This window comes from Stutzerimonas stutzeri, assembly GCF_038561965.1.
Taxonomy (GTDB): Bacteria; Pseudomonadota; Gammaproteobacteria; order Pseudomonadales; family Pseudomonadaceae; genus Stutzerimonas; species Stutzerimonas stutzeri_AA.
The window spans coordinates 1,706,804-1,721,921 of record NZ_CP139348.1 but is presented as its reverse complement, the minus strand read 5'-3'; the positions used below and the strand labels follow the sequence as shown (position 1 = coordinate 1,721,921).

17 protein-coding genes are annotated in these 15,118 nt (G+C 60.9%); 4 read left to right on the top strand and 13 right to left on the bottom strand.

Annotation, left to right across the window (positions count from 1 at the left end; all coding sequences use genetic code 11):
• Nucleotide 1 precedes the first annotated feature (1 nt).
• From kdsB to SM130_RS07875, 6 genes are all read right to left on the bottom strand, one after another.
• Nucleotides 2-766 carry a 3-deoxy-manno-octulosonate cytidylyltransferase gene (kdsB, locus tag SM130_RS07900; protein ID WP_102823554.1) on the bottom strand — a complete coding sequence of 255 codons (765 nt, stop codon included), beginning with the start codon at nucleotides 764-766 and terminating at the stop codon, nucleotides 2-4.
• Entirely contained in the window at nucleotides 763-948 is a 186-nt protein-coding gene (locus SM130_RS07895) for a Trm112 family protein (RefSeq protein WP_102823553.1), read from the bottom strand. Before SM130_RS07895 ends, kdsB begins: the two co-directional genes overlap by 4 nt.
• 45 nt (nucleotides 949-993) lie before the next feature.
• Complete coding sequence (lpxK, locus tag SM130_RS07890) at nucleotides 994-1,998, bottom strand: tetraacyldisaccharide 4'-kinase (RefSeq protein ID WP_102823552.1); 1,005 nt, start codon at nucleotides 1,996-1,998, stop codon at nucleotides 994-996.
• Nucleotides 1,998-2,426, bottom strand: a complete 429-nt coding sequence (locus tag SM130_RS07885; protein WP_102823551.1) for an ExbD/TolR family protein — start codon at nucleotides 2,424-2,426, stop codon at nucleotides 1,998-2,000. Before SM130_RS07885 ends, lpxK begins: the two co-directional genes overlap by 1 nt.
• Nucleotides 2,423-3,055 (bottom strand): MotA/TolQ/ExbB proton channel family protein, encoded by a 633-nt coding sequence (locus tag SM130_RS07880; protein WP_003299642.1) that lies wholly within the window; start codon nucleotides 3,053-3,055, stop codon nucleotides 2,423-2,425. Before SM130_RS07880 ends, SM130_RS07885 begins: the two co-directional genes overlap by 4 nt.
• Nucleotides 3,056-3,126: 71 nt before the next feature.
• Nucleotides 3,127-5,358 carry a DNA internalization-related competence protein ComEC/Rec2 gene (locus SM130_RS07875; protein WP_102823550.1) on the bottom strand — a complete coding sequence of 744 codons (2,232 nt, stop codon included), beginning with the start codon at nucleotides 5,356-5,358 and terminating at the stop codon, nucleotides 3,127-3,129.
• Nucleotides 5,359-5,506: 148 nt separating this feature from the next.
• Between SM130_RS07875 and SM130_RS07870 the strand changes: the two genes are divergently transcribed.
• Complete coding sequence (locus tag SM130_RS07870; protein WP_102823549.1) at nucleotides 5,507-6,022, top strand: DUF2062 domain-containing protein; 516 nt, start codon at nucleotides 5,507-5,509, stop codon at nucleotides 6,020-6,022.
• Nucleotides 6,023-6,028: 6 nt separating this feature from the next.
• Here SM130_RS07870 and SM130_RS07865 read toward each other — a convergent pair whose 3' ends face one another.
• From SM130_RS07865 to SM130_RS07855, 3 genes are read right to left on the bottom strand one after another with little or no spacing between them, the layout of a single operon-like run.
• Entirely contained in the window at nucleotides 6,029-7,273 is a 1,245-nt protein-coding gene (locus SM130_RS07865) for a lipoprotein-releasing ABC transporter permease subunit (protein WP_102823548.1), read from the bottom strand.
• Nucleotides 7,273-7,971 (bottom strand): lipoprotein-releasing ABC transporter ATP-binding protein LolD, encoded by a 699-nt coding sequence (gene lolD, locus SM130_RS07860; RefSeq protein ID WP_102823890.1) that lies wholly within the window; start codon nucleotides 7,969-7,971, stop codon nucleotides 7,273-7,275. Before lolD ends, SM130_RS07865 begins: the two co-directional genes overlap by 1 nt.
• A gap of 7 nt (nucleotides 7,972-7,978) precedes the next feature.
• Nucleotides 7,979-9,226: a lipoprotein-releasing ABC transporter permease subunit gene (locus SM130_RS07855; RefSeq protein ID WP_102823889.1), complete on the bottom strand. Its 1,248-nt coding sequence runs from the start codon at nucleotides 9,224-9,226 to the stop codon at nucleotides 7,979-7,981.
• 34 nt (nucleotides 9,227-9,260) lie between these two features.
• Here SM130_RS07855 and SM130_RS07850 point away from each other — a divergent pair, with 34 nt between their 5' ends.
• From SM130_RS07850 to SM130_RS07840, 3 genes are read left to right on the top strand one after another with little or no spacing between them, the layout of a single operon-like run.
• Complete coding sequence (locus SM130_RS07850; RefSeq protein WP_102823547.1) at nucleotides 9,261-9,896, top strand: PilZ domain-containing protein; 636 nt, start codon at nucleotides 9,261-9,263, stop codon at nucleotides 9,894-9,896.
• Nucleotides 9,897-9,899: 3 nt separating this feature from the next.
• A complete protein-coding gene (locus tag SM130_RS07845; protein WP_102823546.1) occupies nucleotides 9,900-10,208 on the top strand; it encodes a phosphodiesterase in 309 nt (102 codons plus the stop codon).
• The gene (locus tag SM130_RS07840; protein ID WP_102823545.1) at nucleotides 10,205-10,927 is read left to right on the top strand and encodes a glycerophosphodiester phosphodiesterase; all 723 of its coding nucleotides are present in this window, start codon (nucleotides 10,205-10,207) and stop codon (nucleotides 10,925-10,927) included. The genes SM130_RS07845 and SM130_RS07840 overlap by 4 nt, the downstream gene beginning before the upstream one ends.
• A gap of 150 nt (nucleotides 10,928-11,077) precedes the next feature.
• Here SM130_RS07840 and sthA read toward each other — a convergent pair whose 3' ends face one another.
• From sthA to nqrF, 4 genes are all read right to left on the bottom strand, one after another.
• On the bottom strand, nucleotides 11,078-12,472 hold the full coding sequence (gene sthA, locus SM130_RS07835; protein ID WP_102823544.1) for a Si-specific NAD(P)(+) transhydrogenase: 1,395 nt from the start codon (nucleotides 12,470-12,472) through the stop codon (nucleotides 11,078-11,080).
• 138 nt (nucleotides 12,473-12,610) lie between these two features.
• Nucleotides 12,611-12,838: a (Na+)-NQR maturation NqrM gene (nqrM, locus tag SM130_RS07830; RefSeq protein WP_102823543.1), complete on the bottom strand. Its 228-nt coding sequence runs from the start codon at nucleotides 12,836-12,838 to the stop codon at nucleotides 12,611-12,613.
• A complete protein-coding gene (locus SM130_RS07825; RefSeq protein WP_102823888.1) occupies nucleotides 12,835-13,758 on the bottom strand; it encodes an FAD:protein FMN transferase in 924 nt (307 codons plus the stop codon). The genes nqrM and SM130_RS07825 overlap by 4 nt, the downstream gene beginning before the upstream one ends.
• Nucleotides 13,759-13,888: 130 nt before the next feature.
• A complete protein-coding gene (gene nqrF / locus SM130_RS07820) occupies nucleotides 13,889-15,115 on the bottom strand; it encodes an NADH:ubiquinone reductase (Na(+)-transporting) subunit F (protein WP_181019217.1) in 1,227 nt (408 codons plus the stop codon).
• Nucleotides 15,116-15,118: the final 3 nt, after the last annotated feature.

The following is a 15,118-nucleotide window of genomic DNA, read 5'->3' as shown; positions in this document are numbered from 1 at the left end:
CTCAACCACCCAGTAGACGGCGAACCCGCTCCAGGTCTTCCTCCGTATCGACACCGGCAGGCGGCGCCTCCGCCGCGTCGGCGACGTGAATACGCTGGCCGTGCCAAAGCGCACGCAGCTGCTCCAGGCACTCCGCATCCTCAAGCCAGCAAGGGCCCCAGGAAACGAAATTAGCGAGGAATCCGGCTCGATACGCGTAGATCCCGATATGTCGACGGTAAGGCACTCCGACCGGCAACTGGCTGCGATCAGCCGCAAACGAATCGCGCGCCCAGGGCAGTGGTGCCCGGCTGAACGTCAGTGCCAGACCATTGATATCCGAGAGGACCTTTACCACGTTGGGATTGAACAGTGTCTGCACATCCTTCAGCGGCTCGGCGAGCGTCGCGATGGCGGCTTCGGGATGTGCAGCCAGATTCGCGGCAACCTGATCGATCACAGCCGGAGGAATCAGCGGCTCGTCGCCCTGTACGTTAACCACGATGGCGTCGCTTGGCAGCCCGAGCTGCTCGGCCACCTCGGCGAGCCGATCGGTACCGGAGTTGTGATCGGCACGGGTCAGTACAACTTGGGCACCAAAAGCCGCACAGGCTTCGACGATACGCACATCATCGGTAGCGACCACGACGCGCTGCGCGCCACTCTTACTGGCTTGCTCCCAGACATGCTGGATCATTGGCTTGCCGGCAATATCCTGCAGCGGCTTGCCGGGAAGACGGGTCGATGCATAGCGGGCGGGAATTACGACGGTGTAAGCGGTACTCATTTGTCCAGGCGCTCATCCACTTCCAGGGCGCGGGCCTCGCTCTCGAGCATCACCGGGATGCCGTCGCGCACAGGAAACGCCAGGGCGTCGGCCTTGCAGATCAGTTCCGACTTGTCATCGGTCAGCTTCAGCGGCCCCTTGCAAAGCGGGCAGGCCAGTATGTCGAGCAATTTGGTATCCATGCGCAGTCCTTGGAAGCGTTCGACTGCGATGGCAGTGCGAGCGGCTTAAGAGTGATTGGGCAGCAATCGCGCCAACTGGCCGTCGAACCAGGTGACAAAAGCAGCTGACGGCACAGCCTGCACCTGCAAATACGACCAGCCTGGCGGGGCGAAAGCCCGGCATTTCACCGCGTCCTTTTCAGTCATCACCAGCGGCAAGTCGGGGCTGAATTTCAACTGCTCCGAACTGTAGGCTGCATGATCGGCGAAGGCATGCGGAATCGGCCGCCAGTGTAGCGTTTCGAGCGTGGTGAAGAAACGCTGCGGGTTGCCGATGCCAGCCACCGCATGCAGCTGTTGCCCGACAGGAAAATGATCGAGGGGCCAGTGTGCGCCGGAGCACAATTCGACCAGCGCGGCTGGCTGAAGGCTGAACGCATAGCCGTTCGCTGAATCCGCCTCGGCACCGTTGAACAGAACCGCATCCACCGTATCCAGTCGTTCCGCTGGCTCCCGTAGTGGGCCGGCCGGCAGGCAGCGGCGGTTGCCCAGCCCACGCGCAGCATCGATCAGCACGAGTTCGAGGTCACGCGCCAGACGGTAGTGTTGCAGGCCATCATCGGAGAGGATCAGATCGAGCGACTCAGTCTCCAGCAACTGGCGAGCGGCGCGCGATCGATCAGGATCGATCATCAGCGGGACACCGGTACGCTGAACGATCAACAGAGGCTCGTCGCCCGCCTGTTGGGCGGAATCTTCCAAGCGAACCCGCCAGGGCAACGATGGGGGAGTCGCACCGTAGCCCCGACTGACGACACCGACGCGAAGACCACGGATTCGACAGTGCTCGATAAGCCAGAGAATCAATGGCGTCTTGCCGGTTCCGCCCACGGTGATGTTGCCCACCACAATGACCGGCACCGGAGCGCGATAGGCAGTGCTTTCGCCTTTGAGGAAACGCCGCCGCCTGGCCTCGACCACGCGGCGATAAAGCAGCTCCAGCGGAGCCAGCAAGCGCAGCGCCGGATGCCCTTCGTACCAGGCGCGTTGCAGGCGGTCGACGAATGACATTAGGGCGACGCCTGTGCCTCGACCGTGGTAATGCGCAGCTGGCCGAAACCCAGCTTGCCGGCGGCATCCATGGCGGTGATGACCGCCTGGTGCGGCGTCTTGCCATCGGCGCTGATGATCATCGGCATCCGGTTGTCGCCGCCAGATTCTTTGCTCAAGGCCGCCATCAACGAGTTGAGATCATTCTTCAACAAGGCTTTGCCGTTGAGGGAATAATTGCCAGCCACATCAATCAGCACTTCCAGCTGGCGATCCGCGGCATCCTGCGGTGGCGTACCACTCGCCGCTTCCGGGAGGTCAACCTTGAGCTGTGTTTCACGAGTGAAGGTGGTGGTGACCACGAAAAACAACAGCAGAATGAACACCACGTCGATCAGCGGCGCCAGCCCAATCTCCACGTTCTCGCGAGGTTTGCGACGGAATTTCACGCCTTGTCCTCACCGAGATCGACGTCACGGTCGCCCTGCACCACTTCCACCAGCTTGATCGCCTCCTGTTCCATCCCCACGACCAGCTCGTCAACGCGACGCTGCAGGAAACGGTGGAAGAACAGCGCGGGAATACCAACCATCAGCCCCGCAGCGGTCGTGATCAGCGCCTTGGCGATGCCACCGGCGAGCAGCGGCGCGTTGGCCATGCCGGAGCCCATAAACGCGCTGAAAATCTCGATCATGCCCAGTACGGTTCCCAGCAGACCGAGCAAGGGAGCGATACCGGCAATGGTGCCCAGGGCGTTGAGGTAGCGTTCCAGATCGTGGACGACGCGAGCGGCGGCTTCCTCGATGCATTCCTTCATAATCTCGCGACCACGTTTGGAGTTGCTGAGGCCGGCTGCCAGGATCTCACCCAGCGGGGAGTCCGCACGCAGCTCCTTGAGTTTCTGATTGCTGAGTTTCTTGTCCTTGATCCACTTCCATACCTGGCCAAGCAGATGCGGTGGTGTAACGCGACTCGGACGCAGCGTCCACAGTCGCTCGGCGACGATACCGGCGGCCGCGATGGAACACAGGATGATTGGCAGCATTATCCAGCCGCCTGCTTTGACCAGCTCCCACACGAGATGAATCCCCCTCGAAAAAGTGGCGCCACTCTAGCATAGGGCCGCAGGGTCGCCGACGGCCGCCGTTCTCATTTTTCCCGCCAGAATCGACGTTTCGCGCGCTCCACCTCGGCGGCCGAGAAGTCGCCGAGATCAATCCGAATGGCACCATGCAAAGCGGTGTCATAAGCATCGATGCCAAGAGCCGCGAGCCGAGCGCTCACACTTGGGTGAGGATGCCCGAAGGCATTGTGGAGACTGCGCGAGACAAGCGCCGCGTCCGGCGCTACTGCCCGCAGGAACGGCTCCGACGAAGAGCTGCGACTGCCATGATGCGGCAGCAGCAGCCACTGCGCCTGCACATCCCGTCCGCTGCCTAGCAATGCCCGCTCCGCTACCTCATCGATGTCGCCCGTGAGCAGCACGCGCTCACCGTTAGCCTCGACCAACAGAACGCATGACATCTGATTGCTTTCGCGTGCCGCCTGCCATTGCCAGAGGCTGAAGCGCACATGGTCCCACTGCCACTCCGATCCACTGTCGCAGGGCAGCGCACCCAGTTCAGCTGCGTGCCGTTGCGGCTCTCCGCTGATTATCTTCGCTACCGGCATCAAGCGCTGGATCGCCTGGGCGCCACCGGAATGATCATTGTCGGCATGGCTAAGCAGCAGCATATCCAGCTGACTTACACCCAGGCTTCGCAAAGAAGGAAAGACGACCCGCTCGCCCGTATCGAAATCGCCCTGCCGTGGCCCCGCGTCATAGAGCAGAGCATGCTCGCGAGTTCGCACCAACACCGACAACCCCTGCCCCACATCCAGCACCTGCACCTGTGCTCGTCCCTCCGGCACTTCGGTGCGTGGCGGGAACACCAAGGGCAACAGCAGTACCAGCCCCAGCGCGCGCAGCGGGATGCCCGCGGGCATCAGCAACAGCAAAACGGCCAACCCGACCATCAGCAGTGCCCAGTAAGGCAAACCGACAACCAACCAGGCAGGTTGCCAGGCGGCGATGATGCTCAATAGCTCAAATAGCAGCGCGAGGGAGCCGCCGGCCAGCCAAAGCAGCGCTTCGCCGATTCCACCTAGGGCTAAAAGTACCGTACCTAGAAGCGCCACGGGCACAGTCAGACTCACCCAGGGAACGGCGATCAAATTGGCCAACGGACCGCTGGCACTGACCGGCAGGCCCAGCGCCATCAATAGTGGAAGCAGGCCCAGGGTCGCGGCCCATTGCGCCCGCGTCAGCGTCTTCCACCAAGCCCACCGACCTAGCCGTCCGGAGAAAGCCAAAACCAGCACCGCAACGGCACCGAAGGAGAGCCAGAACCCCGGTTGCAAAGTGACCAGCGGATCGGTCAGCAGAACACCATTGAGCGCAAGCAGCAGCGGCTGCCATACGCCCAGATGACGGAAACGCAAGCGCCAGAGCAGGACCACCGCAACCATGAGGCAGGCGCGTCGGACAGGAACATCAAACCCTGCGAGCCAGCCGTAAGAAAGCGCACCGGCAAAGGCCAGTCCGCACGCGCAAGGTAGCCACGACCACCGACTCGGCCAGACACCCAACCGAGCTAGCAGCGCGACCAGCCCGTACAGCAACCCCGCCAGCATGCCAATGTGCTGGCCCGAAATGACCATCAGGTGCACGGTGCCCGTGTCCTGTAGTACCTGCCAATCACGGCGGCTCAAGCCGGAATCGTCACCTACCACCAGCGCCGCGATTGCGCCCTGCCGATCGAATGCCGAAACGTCCATCAGACGCGCCCTCAGCCGGTCGCGCCAGCCGTCGGCCGCAGCAACTGCCGAAGTCGACACACGCTCCCCGGCCTTGACAGTGCCGGTCGCGCCAATACCGCGTGCCAGCAGCCAGGCTTCGTAGTCGAACGATTGTGGGTTGACCAGACCGCGGGGACGCTTCAGTCGCGCCGCCAACCGCCAGCGCTCGCCGGCCCGGAGCTGCGGCCCGCCATACCAGGATAGGCGCACCCTCGATGGCAAACCGGCGTGGCGCGACTCGATATCGCCAAGTTCGAAGCGCACTACATCGCCAATCGTGCCAGGCAGGCCGACCACCGTCCCTTCTATCCAGAACGTACGGCCATCCATTGAGGCCGGCAGGCGGTCGTCCATGGCGTTTTGGCTCTGGTAACAGGCCCAGCTCAAGCCAAGAAGAAACAAGGCCAGCGCGGCCCACCTCCTGTGCACGAGCATCAGCACGCCAACCGCGGCGAACGCTGCGCAGGCCCAGCTCGCAGGCAGCACCGGCAGGAACCGCGGCAATACAAGCCCCGCGGCGAGCGCCAGCATTAATGTCCGCATGATTCAGACTCCTGGAATCCATTCCGGGACCGCTGTTCGCGGCTAGTCAATTTGTCGCAGGCGTAGACGTAATGTCACAAAACTACTGTCAGCGCCGCACCACGATTCGAGGCATAATCGCCGGGCTGCTGACTGCCAGAGAACCTTCATGCCGCGTCGTTTTTTCAAACGCTACATGCCGCACCCTGATCGTATCAAGACTAACAAGTCGCTGCGTTTTCTCGGCGCGCTGATTCACGATCCCAATCTCTGGCATCTCAATCGGCACTCGGTAGCGCGCGCCATGGCGATCGGTTTGTTCTGGGCAATGATACCGATGCCGCTACAGATGCTTGCCGCAGCCTTATGCGCACTGCCGTCCAGGGCTAACTTGCCGATCGCAGTGGGTCTGGTCTGGCTGACCAACCCACTGACCATGCCACCCGTGTTCTATTGCAACTACAAGGTTGGCACCTGGCTGCTCGACACACCAGCTAACAGCATGCCCGCCGAACTTAGCCTGGCTTGGGTGCGGCACATGCTGGAGCACAACTGGGAACCGTTGTACCTGGGTTCCCTAGTTACGGGAACGGTACTGGCGGTGCTCGGTTACGCCTTTACCCAGGCCTATTGGCGCTGGTGGGTTGGGCGTAGCTGGCGGCGCCGGCAGGACGCCCGCCGCTAGAGCCAATTATTCGTAGCGCAGCGCCTCGGCCGGCTGAGTCTGAGCGGCGCGCCAGGCTGGATAAAGCGTGGCCAGAAAGCTCAGGCCCAATGCCGTGACCGACACCAGCACGACATCCTCCAGACGCAACTCCGATGGCAGGGTGCTGATGAAATACACGTCCGAACTGAAGATATGTTGCCCGGATACCTTTTCCAGCCAAGTCACCAGTTCGCTTACATTCAGCGCCCCCAGTACCCCCAGGATCACTCCGATAACGGTACCGCTGAAGCCGATGATGCTGCCCTGCACCATGAATATCGCCATGATCTGCCGCGGCGTAGCACCCAGCGTGCGCAGGATCGCGATATCGGCGCGCTTGTCGGCGACCACCATGATCAGCGTCGCGATGATGTTGAAGGCCGCCACCGCGACGATCAGCATCAGCAACAAACCAATCATGGTCTTCTCCATTTTCATCGCGCTGAATAGGCTGCCCTGCGTGTACGACCAGTCTTCCACGCGATAACCCTCACCCAGCGTGGCAGCAACCTGCGCAGCCACTTCCGGGGCGCGATACAGGTCGCTCAACTTCAGTCGCACGCCCTGCACCTGCTCCGGCGCCCAGCGATGGATCTGTGCGGCGTCGGCGCGGTGGATCATCCCCAGACTGCCGTCCAGATCGGCACCAACCTTGAACACCCCAACCACGTTCAGCCGCTGCATGCGAGGCGTCACGCCTCCCGGTGTCGAACTGACCTCTGGCACGATCAGCGTAAGCTTGTCGCCCAGCTTCAGTCCGAAACGCCGCGCCGTCATGAGGCCGATAATGACGCCGAATTCACCAGGCTGGAGCTGGTCGAGGCTGCCACCGACCAGCCGTTCACCGACGATGGATACCTGCGACTCTGCCTGCGGGTCGATGCCGCTGATCTGAATGGGCTGCATGCTGCCCTTGAACGACAGCATGCCTTCGAGCTGGGTAACCGGAGCCATGCCGACGATCTGCTTATGCGAAGACAGGCGCGCCGCGACGGCCTGCCAGTCATCCAGCGGCTGCTCGCCGATAACGGTCGCGTGCGGCACCATGCCGAGGATTCGCGAACTCATCTCACGCTGGAACCCGTTCATCACAGACAGCACCATGATCATCGCCAGCACGCCCAGTGCCAGACCGATCAACGACGTCAGGGAGATGAACGAGATGAAATGGTTGCGTCGCTTGGCCCGCGTATAGCGGCTGCCAATGAAGACACTCAGTGGCCTGAACATTATTCAGCCACCAAGTGCCCGTCTTCCAGCCGCAGGATCTGGTCCATCTGCGCGGCGAGCTGACGATCATGGGTAACCACCAGGAAGGCGGTTTGCAGAGAGGTACTGAGCTCGAGCATCAAGTCCTGAATGCCCTGCGCGGTGTGGTGATCAAGGTTGCCGGTCGGCTCGTCGAGCAATACCAGCGCCGGCTCATTCACCAGCGCCCGGGCAATGGCCACGCGCTGTCGCTCACCGCCGGACAATTCCGCAGGCTTGTGCTCGAGGCGATGACCGAGCCCGACCCGTGTCAACAAAGCGGCCGCCTTCTGACGCGCTTCCGGGATCGGTGTGCGACCGATCAACAACGGCATGCAGACGTTTTCCAACGCAGTGAATTCGGCCAGCAGGTGGTGGAACTGATAGACGAAGCCCAACGCCCGGTTACGCAGCAGTCCACGATCCTTCTCGTTGAGTGCAGAAAGCTCTTCGCCGGCCAGCCAGACGCTACCCTCGCTGGGCGTGTCCAGGCCACCTAGCAAATTCAGCAGCGTGCTCTTGCCGGAGCCGGAGCTGCCCACAATCGCCACGCGCTGCCCCGGGAATAGCTCCAGCTGAAGTCCGGACAGCACTTCCACCGACTCGGGACCTTGTTCGTAGCGTTTGCCGAGATTACGGCAACTCAGCACCGCATGCTTTTGCGAAGACAGCTCGTTCATAACCTGTTCACTCATAACGTAGCGCCTCGGCCGGTTGGGTGCGTGCAGCACGCCAGGCCGGATAAAGAGTCGCGAGAAAACTCAGGACCAGCGCGGCGACACAGACCTGGATGACATCGGCAGCCATCAACTGTGATGGCAGGTAGTCGATGAAATAGACATCAGCGCTGAGAAACTTGTGGCCGATCAGCCGCTCCAGCGCGGCAATCCAGCTACTGACATTGAGCGCCACGAGCATGCCCAGCAGCGCGCCGACCAGCGTGCCGACGACGCCAATCACCGTGCCCTGCACCATGAAGATCGCCATGATCTGCTGTGGCGTCGCACCCAGTGTGCGGAGGATGGCGATATCACCGCGCTTGTCGGTCACTACCATGACCAATGTCGAAATGATGTTGAACGCGGCGACCGCGACGATCAGCAGCAGCAGCAGCCCGATCATGGCTTTTTCCATGCGGATCGCCTGATAGAGGTTGCCGTGGGTACGCGTCCAGTCGCGGGAATAGAAGTCGTCGCCAAGCTTACCGGCCAGCTCCCAGGCAATCCGCGGTGCCTGGAACAGGTCGTCGAAACGCAGACGCAGTCCTTGCACTTGGTCAGGCTGCCAACGCTGCAGACGCGCCATGTCGGCGATATTCGCGAGCGCAACGTAGCCGTCGATTTCACCTGCGCCGACGTGGAAGATGCCGGTCACGGTGAAGCGCTTCATGCGCGGGAACATTCCCGCCGGCGTCACCGTAACCTCGGGCGCGACGAAGGTGATCTTGTCGCCCACGCCAACACCGAGCTTGGCGGCGGCCTTGTCGCCGATGACGATGCCGAAATCACCGGCGGTCAGGTCGTCCAGCGAACCTTCGCGGAAAAACTGATCGATGATCGAGACCTGCCGTTCGGCCTGCGGATCCACAGCATTGATCAGAATCTTGGTGACTTGTCCCTGATGGGTCAGCAAACCCTGGCTTTGAATGAACGGCGCAGTGGCGATGACCTGAGGGTGGCCCTCAAGGCGCCCGCCCAGTGTTTGCCAGTCGTTGATTGGGGTCGGGCTTTCGATGGTCGCGTGCGGCACCATGCCGAGCACACGGGTGCGCATCTCGTGATCGAAGCCGTTCATGACCGACAGCACCACGATCATTACCAGCACGCCGAGCGCCAGGCCGATCATGGACGTCAGAGAAATAAAGGAGACGAAGAGACTACGACGTCTGGCGCGGGTGTAACGCGCACCGATGTATACGGACAGCGGTCTGAACATAAAATCGACGGGTTCGCTGGCGGGGAAAAACAACATGCCGCTGACGCAACCACGGGGCCTGATACACTCTGGCCATTACTGCTACCCGGGTACCGCCATGCCGACACAAGACACTGAAGAACGCCGCGAATACTACCGTATCGAGGATCGTGTGGCACTGGAAATCATGCCGGCAAACCCGGACCACACGGAGGTCGACGAGCCCCTGCCGCCGCTTTTCAGCCTGCTCGGCGAACTGCACCAACTCGATTTCGAAGCACAGCATTTGTTGCGCCAGATTGCCGAGAGCAACCGCACCCTGGCTAATTATCTGAAAGTGCAGAACAAACGAATCGAATTGCTAGGTCAGGCCTTGGCGCAGGACTTACTGAAGGATCAAGGCGCTCCGCAGCCGGTGGTGCTCTCCGAAGGTGGCATCAGCTTCGCCTGCGACCAGCCACAGACTGAAGGCGCAACACTTACGCTCAAGCTGGTTCTATTGCCGCAAGGGCTCGGTCTGCTGCTCGCGGCTCGTGTCATCTACTGTGCTGCCATGGACGACGGGCGCTACGACATCGGTACCGAGTTCGAAGCGTTGACTGATGCACAGCGCCAGCTGCTTGCACGGCATATCCTGCAGAAACAGGCGCTGGAACGGCGCCTGGCTCTGGAAAGCCTGCAAGGAGATTGACCGATGCGCCGTCTGGCGACCCTGCTGTTGACATTGACGTTCAGCCCCGCCCTTTTTGCCGAAGACATCCGCATTCCGGTTGGCCAACAAGGCCTGTCGGACATGCCGATGCCAGCCCGCGGCGATTCGAAGAATCTTGTGCTAGATCGCTTTGGTCTGGCCGACGAGGAGCGGCCGGCAGTCGGCCAACCGCCGATCAGCCGCTGGGACTACCGGGAATTTTCCGTTTACTTCGAAAGCGACCGGGTCATCAACAGCGTGCGCCATCACCAACGCACCCAATCACCGTCCAAGGAAGACCTGCAGCCGTGACACTTATCTATGGCCATCGCGGCGCCAAGGGCGAAGCGCCGGAAAACACACTGGTGGGCTTCGAACAGTGCCTGCAGCATGGTGTACGCCGCTGCGAGCTGGACCTGCATTTGTCCCGAGACGGCGAGCTGATGGTCATTCATGACCCGACGCTCAAACGCACCACCGGCCGGAGGGGCAAGGTCGCTCAACATGACGCCGAAGAACTGATCAGCTACGACGCAAGGCTGGGAGGACCCGGCTGGAAGGTGCCCTGCCCTATACCCAGGCTGAGCGAGCTGTTCGCGAAATGCGATTTCGAACACTGGCAACTGGAGGTCAAGAGCGCTTCGCGAGTACGCGCGGCGCGCACGGTGTTGGCAATCAAGGAGCTGGCGGAACGCCATCGACTGCTCGACCGCATTACCGTGACGTCCAGTTCCCGCGAGGTGCTACGTGCACTGAACCGGCTCGCTCCAGAGATATCCCGAGGCCTGGTTGCCGAGTACAACTGGCTCGACCCACTCAAGGTGGCTCGTCAGTATGGCTGTGAGCTACTGGCATTGAAGTGGACGCTGTGCACGCCGGAGCGCCTGGAGAAAGCTCGTAAGCAAGGGCTGAAGGTATCGGTCTGGACGGTGAACGAGCCTGCGCTGATGCGCCGCCTGGCAGACTTCGGAGTCGACAGCCTGATCACCGATTATCCCGGCCTGGCGGTCAGCACGCTGGCGCGCAGCTGACAGCAAAGTCCCGACACGCTAAAAAACATCCGGCAGCCAAGAAGCCGCCGGAATCGTTTTTACCTGATCAGAAGCTCTCCCGGTTCGGCCAATGCCAATCCCGGGAGTCGCCACCTTCTCCAGCCGCCTCAGGCCGGCGGCCGGAGCCGCTCAAAAAAGCCGATTAAGGCCGTCGAACGCTGCGACCCGGTAGGCTTCGGCCATGGTCGGGTAGTTGAAGGTGGTGTTGACGAAGTACTTGATGCTGTTCGCCGGCCCCTTCTGATTCATGATCGCCTGACCGATGTGCACGATCTCCGAAGCCTGGTAGCCGAAGCAATGCACGCCGAGCACTTCCAGCGTTTCACGGTGGAAGAGGATCTTCAGCATGCCCACCGGCTCGAACGAAATCTGCGCCCGCGCCATGCTCTTGAAGAACGCCTTGCCAACTTCATAGGGAATCTTGGCCTGGGTCAGTTCCCGCTCGTTCTTGCCGATGGAGCTGATCTCCGGAATCGTGTAGATCCCGGTCGGCACGTCATCGACAAAGCGCCAGGAGTCGTTCTCGACGATGCTGCCAGCGGCCGAGCGGCCCTGGTCATAGGCGGCACTGGCAAGCGATGGCCAGCCGATCACGTCACCCGCGGCATAGATATTGCCGATCTCGGTGCGATAGTGCTCATCGACCTGAACCTGACCACGGCTGTTGGCCTTGAGGCCGATGTTCTCCAGACCGAGCTTGTCGGTATTGCCGGTCCGCCCATTGCTCCAGAGGAAGGCGTCGGCCTTGATCTTCTTGCCCGATTTAAGATGCAGAATGACGCCGTTCTCCAAGCCCTCGACCCGCTCGTACTCTTCGTTGTGACGAATCAGCACGTTGTTGTTGCGCAGGTGATAACTGAGCGCGTCGGAAATCTCATCATCCAGGAAGCTAAGTAACTGCTCGCGGTTGTCGATCAGATCGACCAGCACGCCCAGGCCGCTGAAAATCGAAGCGTATTCGCAACCGATCACACCGGCTCCGTAAATGATCATCCGACGCGGCGTGTGGCTCAGAGTGAGGATGGTGTCGCTGTCATAGATTCGCGGATGACTGAAGTCGACGTCTGCCGGACGGTAAGGACGCGAACCTGTCGCGATGACGAACTGGCTGGCGACGAGCTTCTCCACCATGCCATTCAAGCAAACCACTTCCACGCTCTGCTCGTCGGAGAAGCTGGCGGTACCGAAGAACGTGTCGATGCGGTTGCGGGCGTAGTAGCTGGTACGGGAGGTAACCTGCTTGCTGATTACCTTCTCAGCGCTTTTAAGCACATCCGGAAAGGAGAACCAGCGCGGCTCACCGATCTGGCGGAACAGCGGATTGGTGTTGTACTGCATGATCTGCCGCACCGAATGGCGCAAGGCTTTCGACGGAATGGTGCCCAGGTGCGTGCAGTTGCCTCCTACCAGCGGCCGGTTGTCTACCACGGCGACCTTGCGTCCCGCCTTCACGGCGTTCATCGCCGCGCCTTCCCCGGCCGGGCCGGAACCCAGCACCACCAAATCGTAGTTATAGACCGCCATATACACTCCTGAAAACGCAGCGGGTTACGCCGCTGCTGTCAACGAATTCGCCGATGGTCAAGGCATCCGCGCTGGTCCTCGAGCGGGGCACGTCGCACTTGGCAGTGCGACATATCCCGCTAGATCGGCGCTTCACAATCAGCGCTTGGTGGCGTCATAGGCGAGATCGGTATTACCCGCGTTCTTCGCCTCGTTCACTTCCTCGCATTTCTCGCGACTTCCACCACAGATGGAACATTCCTTCTCGATGCCGAGATTGGCGATACCACCGCAGGAACCCGCGATGGGCTTTCGCCCCATGATCACACCAATGGCCATGCCGAAAACCACTAGCAGCATCACCAGAAAAACCAATAACCAAGTCATTGCTCTACTCCCGCACCGAACAGCTCATCAAAAGCCCTGGTGCTCGTTGTTGCGAAGCCCTGTCCTTCACGGACGACGAAGAAAGCGGCAATCGCATTTCGCTCGGCCAATGCCAGACCCCGATCAGGGCCCAGTACCATTAGCGCGGTAGACAATCCATCTGCGCGCAAAGTCGATTTATCGATCACCGTCACTGCCGCCAGATGATGTTCGATCGGCTTGCCGCTCTGTGGATCCAGCGTGTGCGAATAGCGCCGACCGTCCTGCTCGAAGTAATTGCGATAGTCGCCGGAGGTGGATACACCCAGACCATCGAGCTCTACGATCTTTTGCGCAACACGCTGGTCATCTCGGGGCGCCTCGATGGCGATACGCCAGGGCGAGCCATCGGGCTTTCGACCCTCCGCTTTGAGTTCACCGGTAATTTCCACCAAGTAACTCTGCACGCCCAATGCCTTCAAACGATCAACAACGCGATCCACGGCATAACCGGCAGCGATGCTGTTGAAGTCCAGCTGCACAGCAACCGCCTTGCACAGCTGATCGCCATCAATACGCAGGTGCCGATGACCGGTCAGCGCTTTCGCCGCCTCGATATCCTCTGCCGACGGAACGCGCTCGCCACGCCCTTGCGGACCGAACCCCCAAAGGTTCAACAAGGGCTCGAGTGTAAGATCGAACGCACCTTCGCTGTCGGCTGATAGCTGTTCGCCTGCTGTGACCAATTCACGCACCATCTCTGGCATCGGCTCGCAACTACCGGCTGGCAACGCATTGAACCGCTCGATGTCGGAATCGCTGCGGTAGGTGGAAAGCTGCTTGTCGACGTCGCCGAGAATGACCTCGACCTCGCCATGCAACTCTTCCTTTGAAGGGACATCGCCGCTACGTACGTACTTGACGGTATAGGTGCTACCCATCGTAGGGCCCGTGAAGACTTCGACCTTGTCCTGAAACAAACAGCCCGTCAGGGCTGTCGCGAGCGCGACAGCGATGACGGGCTGGAGGTACACGACAGCGAAGACAGGCCGCAGTGACGCTCGGATCATGCTAGCCGCCGAAGTCATCGAGCAGAATGTTCTCTGGCTCGACGCCCAGATCGGTGAGCATCTTGATCACCGACGCGTTCATCATGGGCGGGCCGCACATGTAGAACTCGCAATCTTCCGGAGCAGGGTGATCCTTCAGATAGTTCTCGTACAGCACGTTATGGATGAAACCGGTCGGGCCTTCCCAATTGTCTTCCGGCAGCGGGTCGGACAATGCCAGATGCCACTGGAAGTTGGGGTTCTCCGCCTGTAACTGATCGTATTCCTCGACGTAGAACGCTTCGCGCATTGAGCGCGCACCGTACCAAAAGGTGATCTTGCGCTCGGACTTCAGGCGCTTGAGCTGGTCGAAAATATGCGAGCGCATCGGCGCCATACCTGCACCACCGCCGACGAAGACCATCTCGGCATCGGTGTCCTTGGCGAAGAACTCGCCGAACGGTCCGTAGACGGTAATCTTGTCGCCCGGCTTGAGGCTGAACACGTAGGACGACATCTTGCCCGGCGGGATATCGTCGCGGCCTGGCGGCGGCGAAGCGATACGGATGTTGAACTTCACCAGGCCGCGCTCTTCAGGGTAGTTGGCCATGGAGTAGGCACGGATCACAGTCTCGTCGCACTTGGATACGTACTTCCACTGGTCGAACTTGTCCCAGTCGCCGCGATACTCTTCCTGGATGTCGAAGTCCTTGTAACGCACTTCATGCGGCGGGCATTCCAGCTGCACGTAACCGCCCGCACGGAAATCGACGTTCTCGCCTTCCGGCAGTTTGAGCGTCAGCTCCTTGATGAAGGTGGCGACGTTCGGGTTGGAAACGACGGAGCATTCCCACTTCTTCACGCCGAATACTTCTTCCGGAACCTCGATCTTCATGTCCGCCTTGACCGGAGTCTGGCAGGACAGGCGCCAGCCCTCACCCGCCTCGCGACGGGTGAAGTGCGACTCCTCGGTGGGCAGCATCTCGCCACCACCGCTCTCGACGATGCACTTGCACTGCGCGCAGGTGCCGCCGCCGCCGCAGGCAGACGAGAGGAAGATGTTGTTGGAGGCCAGCGTCTGCAGCAGCTTGCCACCGGCGGGCACGGTAATCGTCCGCTCGCCGTTGATTTCAATAGACACGTCGCCGCTGGAAACCAGCTTGGCGCGCGCAGCCAGGATGATCACCACCAGCGCAAGCACAATGGCGGTGAACATACCGATGGCGAGGAAAATTTCGTAACTCATCAGTTC

Coding starts and splice junctions, on each gene's coding strand:
- SM130_RS07895 (WP_102823553.1), bottom strand. CDS start 948: ATGGATACCAAATTGCTCGACATACTGGCCTGCCCGCTTTGCAAGGGG.
- sthA (WP_102823544.1), bottom strand. CDS start 12,472: ATGGCGGTCTATAACTACGATTTGGTGGTGCTGGGTTCCGGCCCGGCC.
- nqrM (WP_102823543.1), bottom strand. CDS start 12,838: ATGACTTGGTTATTGGTTTTTCTGGTGATGCTGCTAGTGGTTTTCGGC.
- SM130_RS07845 (WP_102823546.1), top strand. CDS start 9,900: ATGCGCCGTCTGGCGACCCTGCTGTTGACATTGACGTTCAGCCCCGCC.
- SM130_RS07855 (WP_102823889.1), bottom strand. CDS start 9,226: ATGTTCAGACCGCTGTCCGTATACATCGGTGCGCGTTACACCCGCGCC.
- lolD (WP_102823890.1), bottom strand. CDS start 7,971: ATGAACGAGCTGTCTTCGCAAAAGCATGCGGTGCTGAGTTGCCGTAAT.
- kdsB (WP_102823554.1), bottom strand. CDS start 766: ATGAGTACCGCTTACACCGTCGTAATTCCCGCCCGCTATGCATCGACC.
- SM130_RS07865 (WP_102823548.1), bottom strand. CDS start 7,273: ATGTTCAGGCCACTGAGTGTCTTCATTGGCAGCCGCTATACGCGGGCC.
- SM130_RS07875 (WP_102823550.1), bottom strand. CDS start 5,358: ATGCGGACATTAATGCTGGCGCTCGCCGCGGGGCTTGTATTGCCGCGG.
- SM130_RS07850 (WP_102823547.1), top strand. CDS start 9,261: ATGCCGCTGACGCAACCACGGGGCCTGATACACTCTGGCCATTACTGC.
- SM130_RS07870 (WP_102823549.1), top strand. CDS start 5,507: ATGCCGCGTCGTTTTTTCAAACGCTACATGCCGCACCCTGATCGTATC.
- SM130_RS07825 (WP_102823888.1), bottom strand. CDS start 13,758: ATGGGTAGCACCTATACCGTCAAGTACGTACGTAGCGGCGATGTCCCT.
- lpxK (WP_102823552.1), bottom strand. CDS start 1,998: ATGTCATTCGTCGACCGCCTGCAACGCGCCTGGTACGAAGGGCATCCG.